General features: G+C 69.0%; 19 protein-coding genes. 12 read left to right on the top strand and 7 right to left on the bottom strand.

The window, feature by feature from the left end; genetic code table 11:
- The first annotated feature begins 18 nt into the window (after window positions 1-18).
- Genes EV137_RS16335 through EV137_RS16320 form a run of 4 tightly spaced genes read left to right on the top strand, consistent with a single transcriptional unit; the run spans window position 19 to window position 3,167 of the window.
- On the top strand, window positions 19-1,164 hold the full coding sequence (locus tag EV137_RS16335) for a M4 family metallopeptidase (protein WP_134129873.1): 1,146 nt from the start codon (window positions 19-21) through the stop codon (window positions 1,162-1,164).
- Window positions 1,161-1,547: a hypothetical protein gene (locus EV137_RS16330; protein WP_134129872.1), complete on the top strand. Its 387-nt coding sequence runs from the start codon at window positions 1,161-1,163 to the stop codon at window positions 1,545-1,547. Before EV137_RS16335 ends, EV137_RS16330 begins: the two co-directional genes overlap by 4 nt.
- A gap of 45 nt (window positions 1,548-1,592) precedes the next feature.
- Entirely contained in the window at window positions 1,593-2,117 is a 525-nt protein-coding gene (locus EV137_RS16325) for an NADPH-dependent FMN reductase (RefSeq protein WP_134129871.1), read from the top strand.
- A 30-nt stretch (window positions 2,118-2,147) separates the two neighbouring features.
- Window positions 2,148-3,167, top strand: a complete 1,020-nt coding sequence (locus tag EV137_RS16320; RefSeq protein WP_238175364.1) for an LLM class flavin-dependent oxidoreductase — start codon at window positions 2,148-2,150, stop codon at window positions 3,165-3,167.
- Between the two features lie 61 nt (window positions 3,168-3,228).
- Here the strand turns inward: EV137_RS16320 and EV137_RS16315 are convergent, their stop codons facing one another.
- The gene (locus tag EV137_RS16315) at window positions 3,229-3,774 is read right to left on the bottom strand and encodes an Lrp/AsnC family transcriptional regulator (protein ID WP_134129870.1); all 546 of its coding nucleotides are present in this window, start codon (window positions 3,772-3,774) and stop codon (window positions 3,229-3,231) included.
- Window positions 3,775-3,914: 140 nt separating this feature from the next.
- On the opposite strand from EV137_RS16315, the gene EV137_RS16310 reads away from it, so the two are divergent.
- The 4 genes from EV137_RS16310 (at window position 3,915) to EV137_RS16295 (ending at window position 6,792) form a co-directional block, all read left to right on the top strand.
- Window positions 3,915-5,066, top strand: coding sequence for a trans-sulfuration enzyme family protein (locus tag EV137_RS16310; protein WP_134012488.1), 1,152 nt, complete (start codon window positions 3,915-3,917; stop codon window positions 5,064-5,066).
- Between the two features lie 184 nt (window positions 5,067-5,250).
- A complete protein-coding gene (locus tag EV137_RS16305) occupies window positions 5,251-5,607 on the top strand; it encodes a helix-turn-helix domain-containing protein (RefSeq protein ID WP_134129869.1) in 357 nt (118 codons plus the stop codon).
- A 43-nt stretch (window positions 5,608-5,650) separates the two neighbouring features.
- Window positions 5,651-6,403, top strand: a complete 753-nt coding sequence (locus EV137_RS16300) for a phosphotransferase (protein ID WP_134129868.1) — start codon at window positions 5,651-5,653, stop codon at window positions 6,401-6,403.
- Window positions 6,400-6,792 (top strand): GNAT family N-acetyltransferase, encoded by a 393-nt coding sequence (locus EV137_RS16295; protein WP_134011715.1) that lies wholly within the window; start codon window positions 6,400-6,402, stop codon window positions 6,790-6,792. Before EV137_RS16300 ends, EV137_RS16295 begins: the two co-directional genes overlap by 4 nt.
- On the opposite strand, the gene EV137_RS16290 is transcribed toward EV137_RS16295, so the two are convergent.
- On the bottom strand, window positions 6,779-7,654 hold the full coding sequence (locus EV137_RS16290) for a hypothetical protein (RefSeq protein ID WP_134129867.1): 876 nt from the start codon (window positions 7,652-7,654) through the stop codon (window positions 6,779-6,781). The genes EV137_RS16295 and EV137_RS16290 overlap by 14 nt on opposite strands.
- A 133-nt stretch (window positions 7,655-7,787) precedes the next feature.
- Between EV137_RS16290 and EV137_RS16285 the strand changes: the two genes are divergently transcribed.
- Window positions 7,788-8,960: an MFS transporter gene (locus EV137_RS16285; RefSeq protein ID WP_238175363.1), complete on the top strand. Its 1,173-nt coding sequence runs from the start codon at window positions 7,788-7,790 to the stop codon at window positions 8,958-8,960.
- Window positions 8,961-8,995: 35 nt separating this feature from the next.
- The gene (locus EV137_RS16280; RefSeq protein ID WP_134129865.1) at window positions 8,996-9,925 is read left to right on the top strand and encodes a DMT family transporter; all 930 of its coding nucleotides are present in this window, start codon (window positions 8,996-8,998) and stop codon (window positions 9,923-9,925) included.
- Here the strand turns inward: EV137_RS16280 and EV137_RS16275 are convergent.
- Window positions 9,847-10,539 (bottom strand): TetR/AcrR family transcriptional regulator, encoded by a 693-nt coding sequence (locus EV137_RS16275; RefSeq protein WP_134129864.1) that lies wholly within the window; start codon window positions 10,537-10,539, stop codon window positions 9,847-9,849. The two genes, EV137_RS16280 and EV137_RS16275, sit on opposite strands and share 79 nt — an antisense overlap.
- A 46-nt stretch (window positions 10,540-10,585) precedes the next feature.
- Here EV137_RS16275 and EV137_RS16270 point away from each other — a divergent pair, with 46 nt between their 5' ends.
- On the top strand, window positions 10,586-11,497 hold the full coding sequence (locus tag EV137_RS16270) for an SDR family oxidoreductase (protein ID WP_134129863.1): 912 nt from the start codon (window positions 10,586-10,588) through the stop codon (window positions 11,495-11,497).
- Here the strand turns inward: EV137_RS16270 and EV137_RS16265 are convergent.
- Window positions 11,494-12,252 (bottom strand): MBL fold metallo-hydrolase, encoded by a 759-nt coding sequence (locus EV137_RS16265; RefSeq protein WP_238175514.1) that lies wholly within the window; start codon window positions 12,250-12,252, stop codon window positions 11,494-11,496. The genes EV137_RS16270 and EV137_RS16265 overlap by 4 nt on opposite strands.
- Window positions 12,253-12,420: 168 nt before the next feature.
- The gene (locus tag EV137_RS16260; protein ID WP_134011728.1) at window positions 12,421-13,017 is read right to left on the bottom strand and encodes a LysE/ArgO family amino acid transporter; all 597 of its coding nucleotides are present in this window, start codon (window positions 13,015-13,017) and stop codon (window positions 12,421-12,423) included.
- Window positions 13,018-13,090: 73 nt separating this feature from the next.
- Between EV137_RS16260 and EV137_RS16255 the strand changes: the two genes are divergently transcribed.
- On the top strand, window positions 13,091-13,987 hold the full coding sequence (locus EV137_RS16255; RefSeq protein WP_134129861.1) for a LysR family transcriptional regulator ArgP: 897 nt from the start codon (window positions 13,091-13,093) through the stop codon (window positions 13,985-13,987).
- On the opposite strand, the gene EV137_RS16250 is transcribed toward EV137_RS16255, so the two are convergent.
- Together EV137_RS16250 and EV137_RS16245 are read right to left on the bottom strand one after the other, a co-directional pair.
- The gene (locus tag EV137_RS16250) at window positions 13,971-14,825 is read right to left on the bottom strand and encodes an SCO6745 family protein (protein ID WP_134129860.1); all 855 of its coding nucleotides are present in this window, start codon (window positions 14,823-14,825) and stop codon (window positions 13,971-13,973) included. The two genes, EV137_RS16255 and EV137_RS16250, sit on opposite strands and share 17 nt — an antisense overlap.
- Window positions 14,822-15,328: a GNAT family N-acetyltransferase gene (locus EV137_RS16245; RefSeq protein ID WP_134011734.1), complete on the bottom strand. Its 507-nt coding sequence runs from the start codon at window positions 15,326-15,328 to the stop codon at window positions 14,822-14,824. The genes EV137_RS16250 and EV137_RS16245 overlap by 4 nt, the downstream gene beginning before the upstream one ends.
- Window positions 15,329-15,340 lie beyond the last annotated feature (12 nt).

Below are 15,340 nucleotides of genomic sequence, written 5' to 3'. Positions count from 1 at the left end.
CCGGGTTTTCCTGTAGTGGTGTTCCACGCCATCGTCCCGCCGTACCTCCTCGAGCAACTCGAGCGATCCGCGGGTGACCCCAGCGTTCGTGCCCGGATCAGGCAGTCGCTGCAGCACGACGCCGTACTGCGAACGCGGCCCGCAGCCGGTCGGGAGCGCATGGCCGCGGCGGAGGGCGGCGGCCGGCAGCGCAAGGTGTACGACGCCGAGAACGGGACCGATCTGCCGGGCACGCTGGTTCGGTCCGAGGGCGACGACCCCGTTCAGGATCAAGCGACGAACCAGGCGTACGACGGCACCGGCGCCACCTGGACGTTGTTCAAGGAGTGCTTCGGGCGCGACTCGATCGACGGCGCCGGCCTGGTGCTCACGTCGACGGTGCACTACGACCGCGGGTACGCGAACGCGTTCTGGGACGGCGCGCAGATGGTGTTCGGCGACGGGGACGGCGAGATCTTCGGGAACTTCACGTCGGCGATCGATGTCACCGGCCACGAGTTGACCCACGGCGTCACGCAGTTCACGGCGAACCTCGCCTACGACGGCCAGTCGGGCGCGCTGAACGAGAGCATCTCGGACGTCTTCGGGTCGCTCGCGAAGCAGTACGCGCTCGGTCAGAGTGCCGCGGACGCCGACTGGCTGATCGGGGCGGGACTGTTCCAGCCCGGTGTGCAGGGCGTCGCGCTGCGGTCGATGAAGGCGCCCGGGACGGCGTACGACGATCCGCGGCTGGGAAAGGATCCGCAGCCGGCCGACATGTCCGGGTACGTCGACACTGCCGACGACAACGGCGGCGTACACATCAACTCGGGCATCCCGAACCGGGCGTTCTATCTGGTCGCGACCGAGCTCGGCGGGAACGCGTACGACGACGCCGGCAAGATCTGGTACTCGACACTGACGTCGGGGAAGCTCGCAGCGTCGGCCGGCCTCAAGGACTTCGCCGCCGCGACCGAGGCCGCGGCGCGGGACCTGTTCGGCGACGAGTCGCCGCAACTCGCCGCGGTGACCACGGCCTGGCAGACCGTCGGCGTCCTGGGGGACCAGACTTCACTCATGAACGCCGCCCAGACCAACCTCGAAACCAGCACCCCACCCGCCGCACCACCCGACCCGCAGTTGCCCGACCAGCAGCCGGTCGACGAGCGGGCGCGTGTCGAGTGAAGACGAAGCCTTGGCTCTGGCCTGCCAACGCGGTCGGGATGCTGGTGATCGCGGTCGCGGCGATCCTGCAGCCCGTGACGATGCTGTCGATACCCTGCGACGCGCCGACGTGTGATCCACACGGCTACGTGGCGATCTTCAGTGTCTTCCCGACGGCGTTCGTGGTGATCGTCGCGCTGATCGCGCTGGGTTTGCTGAACGGTCGCAGGCGGTCCGGGTTCGGCGTGGCGATCTTCGCGGCCGCGGCCTGCGCCGGAATGCTCATGATGTTCGGCGCGTTCCTGATCGCGCCGGTGCGATGGCCGCTCGGGGCGGTGACGTTGGTGGTTGCGGGACTGGCGATCGAGGGGTTGCGGTCCGCACCGGTACCGGCCTCCAGATGAGACGGTTTGACCTCAAGTCTTGTTGAGGTATTAGCGTCGCTGGTTGTGACAGTTCATCCGCTCCGGCTCGTCGTGCTGACGCGCAATCTCGACGCCGGGCGGTTCGGGACGGCGGTCACGCGGTGGTTCGCGCGGGAGGTCGAGCGCGCGGACGAGTTCAAGCTCGACCTGATCGACCTGAGCACGGTGCCGCTCACCGAGTTGCCGGGGCGGATCGAGGACGCGGACGCGGTGATGATCGTCACGGCGGAGTACAACCACGCCTACCCGGGGGACGTGAAGACCGCGATCGACGCCGTACGCCGGCCTTGGTACGCGAAGCCGGTGGGGTTCGTGGTGTACGGCGGACGGTCGGGTGGACTGCGTGCGGCCGAGCAGCTCCGGCTCGTCTTCGGCGAACTGCACGCGGTGACGATCCGCGACAGCCTCGGCTTCCGCGAAGAGGACTTCATCGACGGAGAGCCGGCCGACCCCACGACCACCGCGGCCGCGACCGCCCTTCTCCACCAACTCGCCTGGTGGGCCCGCTCCCTCCGCGACGCCCGCGCGGAGACGCCGTACCCGGAATAGGTTGTCGCAGGTGGTGGTTGGCACTTCAACGTGACCGCCGAACCGATGCCCCTGTCCGTGCTCGATCTCTCGCCGGTGCCGACGGGTACGCGGCCGTCGGAGGCGCTGCACGAGACGCTGGAACTGGCCCGCACCGCCGAGGCCGCCGGGTATCACCGGTTCTGGCTCGCCGAGCACCACAACATCCCGAGCGTCGTCAGCACCAGCCCCGAGGTGATGATCGCCGCGGTGGCGGCCGCGACCTCGACGATCCGGGTCGGATCCGGCGGCATCATGCTGCCGAACCACTCCCCGCTCAAGGTCGCCGAGACGTTCCGGGTCCTCGGCGGGCTGTACCCGGACCGCATCGACCTCGGCCTCGGTCGCGCACCGGGCACCGACCAGCGCACGGCGCTCGCGTTGCGCCGTAGCCGCGAGGCGCTCGGGGCGGACGACTTCACCGAGCAGTACGCCGAGCTCCGTGCATACGCCGAAGGGTTCCCGGCGGGGCATCCGTTCGAGCCGATCAGCGCGCAACCGGACGACGTACCGCTGCCGCCGGTATGGATCCTCGGATCCAGCACGTACGGCGGTCAGGCGGCCGCCGCGCTCGGGACCGGATTCGCGTACGCCGGCCACTTCGGGACACTCGATCCGGCCGGCGTCATCTCGGCGTACAAGACGAACTTCCAGCGCCTCGAGCACGACGGCGGGCCGCACGCGATCCTCGCGCTCGCCGCGATCGTCGCCGAGACCGAAGAACGTGCGCAGCAGCTCGCTCGCGCCAACGCGCTCTCCATGCTCCGCCTCCGCTCCGGCCGCCCGGGACCGCTGCCGTCGCCCGAGGAGGCAGAGGCCTACCCGTGGTCCGACGCGGAGGTGGCAGCCGTGGAGGAGTGGGCCGGCCTCGTCTCCGTCGGCACCCCTGACCAGGTAGCCGCCGACCTACGTCACCGCGCCGACTCCGCCGGCGCCGACGAGCTGATCATCACCACGAATATCCACAACCCGGCGGAACGTCGCCGCTCGTTCCAGCTGCTCGCCGAAGCCTGGGGCCTGAAGCCGCGCTGACCGCGGACCTGTAGCACTCACCAACCCGCGCGAACGACCGATTCCCCCGGTCGCTCGAGCGTCAGCTTGCCGGCGTCCGCGACTTTGGTGAGTGGTGCGCGTCCGGTGTCCCGCGGACGTGTTCGAAGATGAGGCTCGTTTCCGCGTGGCTGACCGCTGGATCGGCGGTCAGGTGGTCGAGCACGAACTCCCGGAGCGCGTCCGGTGTCGCCGCGGAGACGTGCAGCAGGTAGTCGTTCGCGCCGCTGACGTGGAACAGCGACAGCACCCCGGGGAGCCGGGGGACGTTCGTGCGGAAGCGGTCGATCTCGTCGCGCGAGTGCGCGCCGATCCGGATCGCGATCAGCGCCTGCAGCGGCTGACCCAGCGCGGCCAGGTCCACGTCGGCGTGGAATCCGCGGATCACCCCGCGTTCGCGGAGTGACCGCACCCGGGTCAGGCACGTCGACGGCGCGATGCCGGCTGCCTCGGCGAGCGCGTTGTTCGGCATCCGGCCGTCCGCCGTCAGCAGGTTGACCAGCGTCCGGTCCACTTCGTCGAGCCCTTCAGGCCCAGTCCCAGGCGCAGCCCGCGGAGCCGGTCCCGGGCTCCGACGATCCTTCGGCATACCCCCACTGTAGAGCTCATCCACAGAATCCACAGCGTGTGGATGACCCTGTGGACGAATTTTCTTCGGAACTATTGCGCCAATCTCGCAGAAGATTCCACAGTCTCCTCACTTGTCCACAGGTGGAGGAGGCAGTGACGATGCAGCTGGACACCCGGTCCGTACACGCCGGCCGCGACGACCTGGCCGCCCTCGGCGTCCACGTCCCGCCGATCGACCTGTCCACCACCTATCCGCTCCCCGACGTCCACACCGGCGGAGCGTCGTACGACGAACTCGCGCAGGGTCGCGGGCCTGACGGCGGGAGCCTGGTCTACCAGCGCCTGTGGAACCCGACGGTCGCGCGCTTCGAAGACGCGCTCGCGGAGCTCGAACACTGCGACGGCGCGGTCGCCTTCGGGTCCGGCATGGCCGCGCTCACCGCGTGCCTGCTCGCCACCGTCGCAGCAGGCCGTCCACATGTGGTCGCCGTACGACCCCTGTACGGCGGCACCGACCACCTGTTGTCCACAGGCCTCCTGGGGACAACTGTCACGTACGCCGAGCCGAGTGAGGTCGCCGGAGCGATCCGCCCGGACACCGGCCTGGTGATCGTCGAGACCCCGGCGAACCCGACCGTCGACCTCGTCGACATCGCGTACGTCGCCACCGCGGCCGGTGACGTACCGGTCCTGGTCGACAACACCTTCGCGACGCCGGTCCTGCAGCAACCGGCTCGGCACGGGGCGAGCCTGGTGTTGCACTCGGCAACCAAGTACCTCGGCGGTCATGGCGACGTGATGGGTGGCGTCGTCGCGGCCGGCGTGGAGTGGGTCGGCCGGCTTCGGCAGATCCGCGCTGTGACAGGTGGCCTGCTGCACCCGTTGGCGGCGTACGAACTGCACCGGGGACTGCAGACGCTGCCTGTTCGAGTACGGGCGCAGCAGGCGACCGCCATCAAGGTCGCGGACTGGCTGTCCGCGCAGCCGACCGTCGAGCGGGTCCACTACCCGGGCCTGACCGATCCGGCCGGGCTGATCGGCCGGCAGCAGGCGGGGCCGGGCGCGGTGCTCGCGTTCACGCTCAGCGGCGGCTACGAAGCGGCGTCCCGGGTGGCGAGCGGCCTCAAGCTCATCACCCACGCCGTCTCGCTCGGCGGAGTCGACACCCTTATCCAGCACCCCGCCGCCCTGACCCACCGCCTGGTCGCGTCGGAGGCCAAACCGACCGACGCCCTGCTCCGCCTGAGCCTCGGCCTGGAAGACCCCGAAGACCTCACCGCCGACCTGGCCCAAGCCCTCACCCACGCCTGACTCCCCGGACTTTGAGAAGCCACCAACCATGTTTCGGCCGCGAAAGTGGTTGGTGGCTTCTCAAAGTTGGATTCTGCGCAGAGCAGAACGGTGTGGGGAATCTGCTCAGGGCAGATTCGGGGCGGTGGAGCTTGCTGGGGTGGCACACTCGGTACAGGAGATCCGGAGGCGAGGAGGGCCAGACGTGTTGCTACGCCAGGTGATCGGAAGCGTTTTCCGCCGGCTGCGGCGCGAGCGGGGTATCACCCTGCGTGAGCTCGCCGAGCTGGCCCAGGTGTCGGTGCCGTACCTGTCCGAGATCGAGCGCGGCCGCAAGGAGCCGTCCTCGGAGATCCTCGCCGCGATCTGCCGGGCGCTCGATCTGGAGCTGTCCGACCTGCTCGCCGAGGTGCAGTTCGATCTGACCACCGCGGTCCGGTCCACGCTGCCGATCCGTCTCCAGACCGCCGCGATCCGCGTCGAGGACCCCGCGTCCCGCCGCATTCCGTCCGGCCCCCGCGCGTACTCCTCCGTCCCCACGGCGTACACCCTCGTCGCCTAGAAAATCAGTCACGCCAAACGGCCGATGTACCTAGCCTGACCTGGTGCCGAACCACGTGAAGCGCCGCGCGCCCGCCGCGCCGGGCTCGATCCCCGCTGTCCTGCAAATGTTCGAGTCCGAGGTCCGCTTCTATCGCGACATCGCGCCCGTAATAGGCATCCGCGTGCCAGAGTGCTACCAGGCGGAGTCCGGCCCGGACGGGACGCTGCTGGTCCTGGAGGACCTCTCCGACTGGACCCCGGGTGCCGAGCCGGCCGCCGGAGCACGAGCGCTCCGCGCACTCCACGACCGCTGGCGGGGACGAGCGCACAGCGAGTGGGCATGGCTGCGATCGCCCGGTGCCGGCGACGTACTGGTCGCCGAGCTCTACGACCGCACGTGGCCGACCTTGGCGGCGCGGTCCGACCTGTCCGCGCCGGTGCGTGCGTACGGCGAGCACTTGGTCGGGCGAGTGCTGCAGGCCGAGGCGGACGTGGCGCGGGCAGGGGAACTGACGTTGGCCCACGGCGACGCGTCGGCGCAGAACATGCGAACCGGTCCCGACCGGCAAGTGGCGTTGCTCGACTGGGAGGACGTGTCGGCGGCGCCCGGCGTACTGGATCTCGCGTGGTTCCTGGTGTCGTCCGTCGAACCGGCACGGTGGCCGGAAGCGTTGACGGCGTACGGCGATGTCGACGGGCTGGACGTGGTGCTGCCGTCGGTGATGGTGCAGGGGTATCTGAGCATGTCCGATCTGCCCGATGGTGAGGGTGGAGAGTGGAACGCTCGCCTCGAAGCTGCGGCGGTGATGCTGTGAGGTACGTCGTGCGTTTTGCGGTGGATGATCCGGAGTTGTCGGCGTTGCACGCTGCTGCGTTCGAGGGGGAGCTGGAGGTGCAGCCGTGGGCGGAGCGGTTGGAGCGATGGGCGCTGACCTGGGTGGGGGCCTTTAGCAACGATCGACTGGTTGGCTTTGTGCAGGTGTGTTGGGACGGCGGTGCCCACGCGTTTGTACTGGACACCGCCGTACATCCGGACCACGGGCGGCAGGGGATCGGCAAACAACTCGTGCTGACCGCGGCCGAGGAGGCCCGCAAGGCCGGGTGCGAGTGGCTGCACGTCGATTACGAGCCGCACCTCAAAGCCTTCTACGAGGATGCGTGCGGTTTCCGCCCGACGGACGCGGGCCTGCTCAAGCTCCGATGACGGTCAGTCGCTCGGTCGAGATGCAGGACGTCAGACAGCGTTCCTTGGCGTCGCCGAGCAGGTCCGCGGTCCACGTGGTGAAGCCGCCGTCGCCCAGCCCTTCGCCGCCGCGGTCGATGCCGAGACCGGTGCCGGCGTAGTAGCCCGCGCTCTTGGTCCGCTCGGTGTCCTCGGTGAACGCGACACCGAGCGCAGGGCGGACCGTGTCCTCGATCCGGTCGCGCAGCGCCGACTCGGTGAACGCGGTGAACGTGAGTTCGGCCTTGTCGCCGAGTACGGCGTGCCAGAAGCTCAGGTGGTCCATCAGCAACTCTGCCTCCGTCCGGCACGACCCGGTGTCCCGCGCGCTCGAGACGAGCACGAACAGCTCGAAGTGCGCGGACATCCCCGGACCGTCGAACGGCTGCGCGCGCACCACCCGCTGACAGGCCGCCAGGTGTACGCGCTCCTGCCCGGCGCGACGTCGTACGGCGGCCTCGATCGCCAGCTCGTTGGTCGGATCGCTGGCGACCTCGGTACCGCGGATCGTGCTGACCACCTGGTGCTGATTGATCGTCGCGATCGCCGAACACGTACCCAGCGGCGTGACCGGAGACAGCTGCACGCCGTCGAACTTCTCCGGGAGCAGCGCCCACAAGCGTTGCTGCGTCTGCACCAGCTCCCGCGGATCGATGGTCGACGGCTGGACGAACCGGTCCTGCTGCCAGCGCTGCAGGAGCCGCGCCGGCGTCACCTTGGCTGCGCGCCGCCGCGTCACGTCCAGCAGGACGGACTGCAACTCCGACTGGCTCAACCCGTCCACGAGGGCGTCGCGGGTACCGTCCGGCAGCTTCGCCCAGAATCGTTCGCTGACCTCTCCCATCGCTCTACTCTGTCCGATAATTCCCCTGATCCGCGCCTGATTTATGCCGTATCGTCGTCACATGACACTTCCGCGCCCGCACCCCTGACCCTCTGACCGAGGGCTGTCGGTCCGCATCGTCGCCTTCGAGGCGTTGCAGGACTTCATCCCGCTCTACCCGCTGTACCAGTTGCTGTTCGCCGATCACGGGCTGTCTCCTGCCCAGATCTCGACGCTGTTCGTCATCTGGTCGGCTACCGGGTTCGTTCTCGAGGTGCCGTCCGGCGCCTGGGCGGACGCGTACTCACGGCGCAAGCTGCTGATCCTCGGCGCGCTGCTCAGCGGCGTCGGGTACGCCGCGTGGATCATGCTCCCGTCGTTCGCCGGATTCGCGCTGGGCTTCGTCCTGTGGGGTACGTCGTCGGCGCTGATCTCCGGGACCTACGAGGCGTTCGTGTACGACGAACTCGCCGCGCGGGATCGCACCGAGCACTACCCGACGCTCCTCGGTCGCGCGCGATCCGCGTCGTTCGTGATGAACCTGGCCGCGACCGCGCTCGCGACTCCGCTGTTCAACCTCGGCGGATACGCGTTGGCCGGCGTGGTCAGCGTGCTGAGCTGTGTCGTGCAGGCGGGCGTCGCGTGGTCGTTGCCTGAGGCGCGACCGGTCGAGGAGGCCCGGGAGTCGGACGAGCCGGGTGCACGCGCGGCGTTCGGCAACTATCTCCACATGCTGAGGTCAGGCGTGGCGGAGGTGCTGACGAGTCGGCTGGTCCGGCGGTCCGTTGCGTTGGTCGCGTTGCTCGGCGGCTTTCTCGCGTTCGACGAGTACTTCCCGTTGCTTGCCCGGGAGACCGGCGCGGCGACGAGCGTGATCCCGTTGCTGATCGCAGGAACAGTTGCGGCGCAGGCGATCGGCAGTGCGCTCGCGGGACCGGCGTACAAGTTGCCTGCGGCAGTCTTCGCGGCGGCGCTCGGGGCGACCGCGGTACTGATCGCGACCGGATCGCTGAGCCGGTCGGCCTGGGGATTCCTGCCGATCGCGCTCGGGTACGGACTCATGCAACTGGTGATCGTGGTGTCCGAGTCGCGCCTGCAGGACGCGATCACCGGCCCGGCGCGGGCTACCGTGACATCGGTGTCCGGGCTGTTCGCCGAGGTGTCCGCGATCGCGGTGTACGGCGGGTTCGCGCTCGGATCGGTGTGGTTCACGATGTCGGTCCTCGTGGCGGCGTTGACGATCCCGGTGCTGCTGACGGCGTTCGTCGTACCGTTCGCGCTGCCGTCACCGCGTAGTTCGGTGAGCGCCGAAGCGTCCGATACCTAGCCTCACATCATGACCAATGAGGGCGTTCTAAAGGTATGAGGAAACAGGGTGTGCTCGCCGGCGGAGCGGCCGCGGTGACGGTTGTGTTGTGGGCTTCGGCGTTCGTCGCGATCCGCCATGTGGGTCAGGACATGTCGGCCGGTGCGCTGTCGCTCGGGCGGCTGCTGGTCGGCAGTGTGCTGCTGGGGTTCTTCGTGTTCACCCGGCCGCGGCGCTGGCCGGCGCGGGCGGACTGGAAGCTTCTGCTGGCGTGCGGACTGCTGTGGTTCGGGGTGTACAACGTGGCGCTGAACGAGGCCGAGCGACACCTCGACGCCGGGACAACGGCGATGCTCGTCAACATCGGACCGTTGCTGATCGCCTTGCTGGCCGGGATCTTGCTGGGCGAAGGGTTCCCGCGCCAGTTGGTGATCGGCAGCGTCGTCGCGTTCGCCGGGGTGGTGGTGATCGCTCTGTCCTCGTCGCACGGCGGCGCGGATACCTGGGGCGTGGCGCTGTGCCTGGTGGCCGCGGCGGCGTACGCGATCGGTGTCGTGTCGCAGAAGCCGTTGCTGGCTCGCCTGCCCGCGCTGGAGGTGACCTGGTTGTCGTGCCTGATCGGTGCCGTCGCCTGCTTGCCGTTCGGGCCGACGCTGCTACGCGAGGCGGCCGATGCGCGTCCGGTCACGGTCTGGTGGGTGGTGTTCCTCGGCGCGTTTCCGACCGCGATCGCGTTCACTACGTGGGCTTACGCGTTGGCTCGGACGACGGCGGGCCGGATGGGCGCGATGACGTACCTCGTCCCGCCGATCACGATCTTCCTCGGGTGGCTGCTGCTTGGTGAGAGCCCGGTGCCGCTCGCTTACGCCGGCGGCGTGCTGTGTGTCGGTGGGGTCGCGATCTCGCGCTACCGCCGGCGAGCCGTCGCCGCGATGCCGGTGGTCAGCGTGGACAGCCCGGACTCGAAGCCGCTGTCGAAGTCGTAGGCGAGGCCGTCCGCGCCGAGGTCGTTGACGATCCGGGTCAGGGTCGGGGCCTTGTGTGCGGGGAGTGCGCGGACCCGGGTGAGCAGGTCGGGGGCGAGCTCGAAGGTTTCCGCGCGCACCGACGCCTCGCCGAGGCTGAAGCCGTGGATGAAGTCGATCAGGGTGTTCGCGGCCTCGAAGATCTGGCGCGGTCCGAGGCCGGCCCGGTCGAGGGCCCGGTAGAACGGCTCCATCGTGACTACGACGACGTCCGACACCGCGGACGTGTCCGACAGCACCTGCAGCGCGAGCTTCGGGTGCTGGCGGAGGCCGTCGCGGTAGGCGCGGGCCGCCTGCTTGAGCTGCTCGTCCCACGGAACGGAGTCGCCCGGATCGGGGAGTTCCAGGCCGGCGAACACAAGCTCCGCGAGACCGGCGAGGACGGCGGCCTTGTTCGGCAGGTGGTGGTACAGCGACATCGGGTTGACCTTCAGCGTGGCCGCCAGCCGTCGCATGGTCAGCGCGTCGATGCCCTCGTCGTCGACGATCCCGAGCGCGGCGGTCAGGATCGCGTCCCGGCTCAGCCGCTCCTCCCCGGCACGGGGTCGCCCGGAGCGCTTGCCGACATTAACCATACGACGTATGGTACATAATCATACAACGTATGGATAAGGAGGCGGCATGCAGCCGTTGGCGGGGAAGGTGGCGCTGGTCGCCGGTGCGACCCGGGCAGCAGGACGCGGAATCGCGGTCGAGCTCGGCGCGGCGGGCGCGACCGTGTACGTGACCGGGCGCAGCACGCGGGACCGGCGGTCCGAGATGAATCGGCCCGAGACGATCGAGGAGACAGCGGAGCTGGTCGACAAGGCCGGCGGCCACGGCATCGCCGTACCCGTTGATCATCTGGATCCGGAACAGGTCCGTGCGCTGGTCGAGCGGATCGAGCGCGAGCAGGGGGCGCTGCACATCCTGGTGAACGACATCTGGGGTCAGCACGGTGAGCCCGAGTGGGACAAGACGGTGTGGGAGAGCGATCTCGAGGGCGGTCTGCGGTTGCTGCAGTTGGGCGTGAACACGCACGTGATCACGAGCCACTACGCGTTGCCGTTGCTGATCAAGTCACCCGGTGGGCTGGTGATCGAGATGACCGACGGCACGAACGAGTTCAACGCCGAGAACTACCGCGTCTCGTTCTTCTACGACGTCGCGAAGGGCGCGGTCGGGCGGATCGCGTTCGCGTTGGCGCACGAGTTGGACAAGTACGACGCGACCGCCGTACTGCTCACGCCCGGGTGGTTGCGGTCCGAGGCGATGCTCGAAGGGTTCGGTGTCCGCGAGGACAACTGGCGGGACGCGACCGAACGGATCCCGCACTTCGCGATCTCCGAAAGCCCGTCGTACGTCGGCCGCGCGGTGGCGGCGCTCGCGGCGGACCCCGACGTACGACGCTGGAACGGCAAGTCCACGTCGAGCGGCGAACTGGCCAAGGTCTACGACTTCACCGACCTCGACGGCTCCCGCCCCGACGCCTGGCGCTACATCGTCGAGGTCGAACACGCCGGCAAACCCGCCGACACCACCGGCTACCGCTAAAGCCGGTACGGCGCGCACACCTCGTCGCCGTCCGACCCCACCACGACGGCACCCACCGATACCGCGCCCCGGGCGGCGTCCACGGGCAGCCCGGTCTCTGGCGACGGGGCTTGCGCGGTCTCGACCGACAGTGGGGCGTGTGGGTGCGCTGCTGCGATAGGGACTCCGGTTGCGGCTGCCAGCGCAAGGAGGTCGCGGCGTGAGGTGACGGCGACGGCGGGGTCGCGCTCGTACACATACGTGAGCTCCGGCCACCGCGCCTGCGCCGGATGCACGAGCACATCACCACCGAGGATCGCCCGCTCAGTCACCACCGACTGATGCCCAGGTGTGTGCCCCGGCGTCGGCAACAACCGCATCCCGCGCAGCGCGACCTCCCCGTCGACCACCCGCAACTGTCCCGCGTCCTCGATCGGCCGAATCCGCTTCGAGTACGTCGGTCCACCGCGCACATGCTCCAGCTCATCCCGCTGTACGACGTACTCCGCCCGAGGAAACGCGGCCCGCACCCCGTCGGACGCCCACCCCACATGATCCAGATGCACGTGCGTCAAGACGACCGCATCCACATCCGCTGCCTCCACCCCCACCTGCCCCATCAACTGAGGCAACCGCCCCGCAACCCCCAACCACTCAGCCGCCTCCCCACCAGCCGGCCCAACCCCCGCATCCACCAACACCACACCCGACTCAGACACCACCAAATAGCTATGAAAATGCAGCAACCACCCATCCCCTCGAACATTCCCCGCCATCACCCGCCGAGTCCACGCCGCCTCCTCCAAACCCCACCCAGGCAACGCGCCGGCAACCCCCTCCGGAAACAAAGCCACCGCATCACACAACACCGTCACGTCCACGGGTCAACACCCTCCCATTCGGAAGGCGTGCGGGGTAGCGCCCAGAGCCGCGGTCTGTGGATATCAGGTGAGGAGCATCCAGGTGGCGAGGGTGGTCATGAGGAGGGCTATGGATGAGTCAAGGAACTGCCAGGCTCTTGGGCGGGCGAAGAGGGTGGCTAGTTTGCGGGAGAAGAAGCCCAGGGAGAAGAACCAGGTGAAGCTGGCGGTGACGGCTCCCAGGCCGTAGAGCCAGCGGCCGTCGGTGCCTCGTTGGTTTGCCAGCGAGCCCAGGAGTACGACGGTGTCGAGGTAGACGTGGGGGTTGAGGTAGGTGAAGCCCAGGCAGGCGAGTACGACGCTGCGCAGGGCGGCCGGGGCGTGGTCGGCGGCTGTCATCGAGCCGGGGTTGAAGGCGCGTTTCGCGGCGAGGAACGCGTACGCGTAGAGGAAGGCGGCGCCGCCGAACTTGGCGATGTCGAGGGCCAGTTGGCTGCGGGTCAGGAGTGCGCCGAGGCCGAGGATGCCGCTGGAGATCAGGAGCGCGTCGGACAGCGCGCAGGTCAGGACCACCGGGAGGACGTGCTCGCGCCGCAGGCCTTGGCGGAGGACGAACACGTTCTGGGCGCCGATCGCCACGATCAGCGACAGTGCGGTGGCGAAACCGGCGAGGAGGGGCATGTCTTCGACGGTATGCAGCCGACCCGCTTCAAACCAGCTAAAGATTCTCACGCACCATTAGGATTGCTTCATCATGCAGTTCGACTCCGTGCAGCTCGAGACGTTCGTGGCGGTCCTCGACGAGGGCAGCTTCGACGCCGCGGCCCGGCGGCTGCGCGTCACGCCGTCCGCGGTCAGTCAACGGATCAAGGCGTTGGAGAGCCGGCTCGGTCAGGTCGTGGTGATGCGCGGCAAGCCCGCTCGCGCGACCGCGGCCGGTGCTGCCCTGCTCCGGCTCGCTCGCCAGGTCTCGCTGCTCGAACTGGAGGCGATCGCCGCCGTCCGCGGCACGGTCGACGCACAGCGGATCCCGATCGCGGTGAACGCGGACTCGCTCAACAACTGGTTCCTGCCCGCGATGCTCGATCTGTCCCGGACCCATCACGCCCGGTTCCTGGTCCATCAGGAGGACGAGGAACACTCGGCGGAGTACCTCCGCAACGGCACGGTCCTGGCGGCGGTGACCGCGGACCCGCGACCGGTCCAGGGCTGCCGCGTCGTACGCCTCGGGAAGATGCGGTACCTGCCGCTGGCCACCCCGGAGTACGCCGAACGCTGGCTGGCCGGGAAGCCGCTGCCGGAGGCGCTCGCCGAGGCCCCGATGGTGGTGTTCAACGAGAAGGACGTGCTGCAGCACCGGCTGGTCCGCAAGGTGACCCGGCGGAAGCTGGATCCGCCGTCGCACGCGATCCCGGCGTCGGCGCCGTTCCACGAAGCGATCCGGATCGGGCTCGGTTGGGGGATGATCGAGGATCAGGTCGCCGGACCCGAGCTCGCCGCGGGCCGTCTGGTGGAAGTTGCCCCGGGCAAGTACATCGACGTACCGCTGTACTGGCAGCACTGGAAGCTCGAGTCCGACGTCCTCGACGCACTCACGGCCGCGGTGCTACGTGCAGCCGAGGCCGGCCTTCGGGTCAGTCCCAGCGCATAGCCATCGGATTATCGGCCGGGATCAGGCCGTCGGACATCAGTACGGCGCTCAGCGGACGAACGAGATCGTGCAACTCGGCGGCCAGCTCGTCGCCGAGTGCTCGCCACCCCTGATCAGCCAACGAGTCCGTGGTGTCCTCCACCTGCTGCCGCACCGCGCGCCCGCGCTCGGTGAGCCTTCCGTCGGTGTCCAGCAGGCCACGACTTCGCAGGTCGTCTGAGGCGGCCGACCATTCCTCATCGCTCCACCGACGGTTGAGCTGGAAGATCTCCTTCGATGGTCCACCCGCCGCGGACAGTGTCACCAGCGCCTGGCACGGGGTGAGGTCGGCAGCGACAAGCGCCGCGACATGCCCGTCACCGCGCGACTCCCGCAGAATCGTGGTCGCCTGCCAGAGCACCAGGTGCGGCTCGTCCGGCCACTCCAACGCCGCGTTGGCCGCCGCGATCGGTCGCCCCGCAACCGGTGCGAGCTCCGCCGCACGCCGACCCAGCTCGGCCGCCCGCCCGAAAGCTGCCTGCCCCAAATCAGATTCCGTGAACAGCCGACGGACGGCGTTGTCCACAGCCGTCAGGCGAGCCTCGAGGAGCTGAGCCGGGGTGGCGTAGGTCCACCCATCCGGGAGTGATCGCGCGACCATCGCCGGGTGGAAGTTGTAGAACACCGCGGCCACGATCTCCGGACCGACCGGGCCGAGAGGCGCGGCGCGGCAGCCGAAGTAGCTCATCCAGCCGCCCTTCAGTCCGAGCGCGTCGGTCGCCTTCCGTGTCTCGGGCGAGAAGTACGTGATCGCGTGGTACGGCTCCAGGGCCTTCCACATCCGGCGGGCCCGACTCATGGCAGCGGGCGGTACATCACGTGCAGGCCGACGTACCCGAGCGTCGGGTGGTCGAAGGCTCCAGGGACGGTGCCGGCGATGCGGAATCCGAGGGACTGCCACAGACGTACGGCGGGTTCGTTGGTCTCGACGACCGCGTTGAACTGGATCGAGCGGAACCCGGAGCGGCCGGCCCACGCGATCATGTCCTCGCAGAGCAGGCGGCCGACGCCCCGGCCGCGGGCCTTCCGGTCGACCATGAAGCTCGCGCTGGCCACGTGCGAGCCGGGACCGGGACGGTTCGGGTACATGTTCGCGCTGCCGAGAACGGTGCCGTCGGCATCGACCGCGACGGTGGTCCGCGCGAGCGGCGAGCTGGACGGCGACATCCAGAGTTCGCGGGCCTGCTCCTCGGTGAGGTCCGGGTCGTACGTGTACGTCTCGCGGGCGGTGACGATCTCGTGGAAGAACGGCCAGATAGCCGGCCAGTCGTCAGCGGTCGCTTCCCTGATTTCAACAGTCATCGTGGGAGAAGC

The organism is Kribbella pratensis, from assembly GCF_004366075.1.
Classification (GTDB): Bacteria; Actinomycetota; Actinomycetes; order Propionibacteriales; family Kribbellaceae; genus Kribbella; species Kribbella pratensis.
This window is presented reverse-complemented; position numbering and strand designations above follow the sequence as displayed.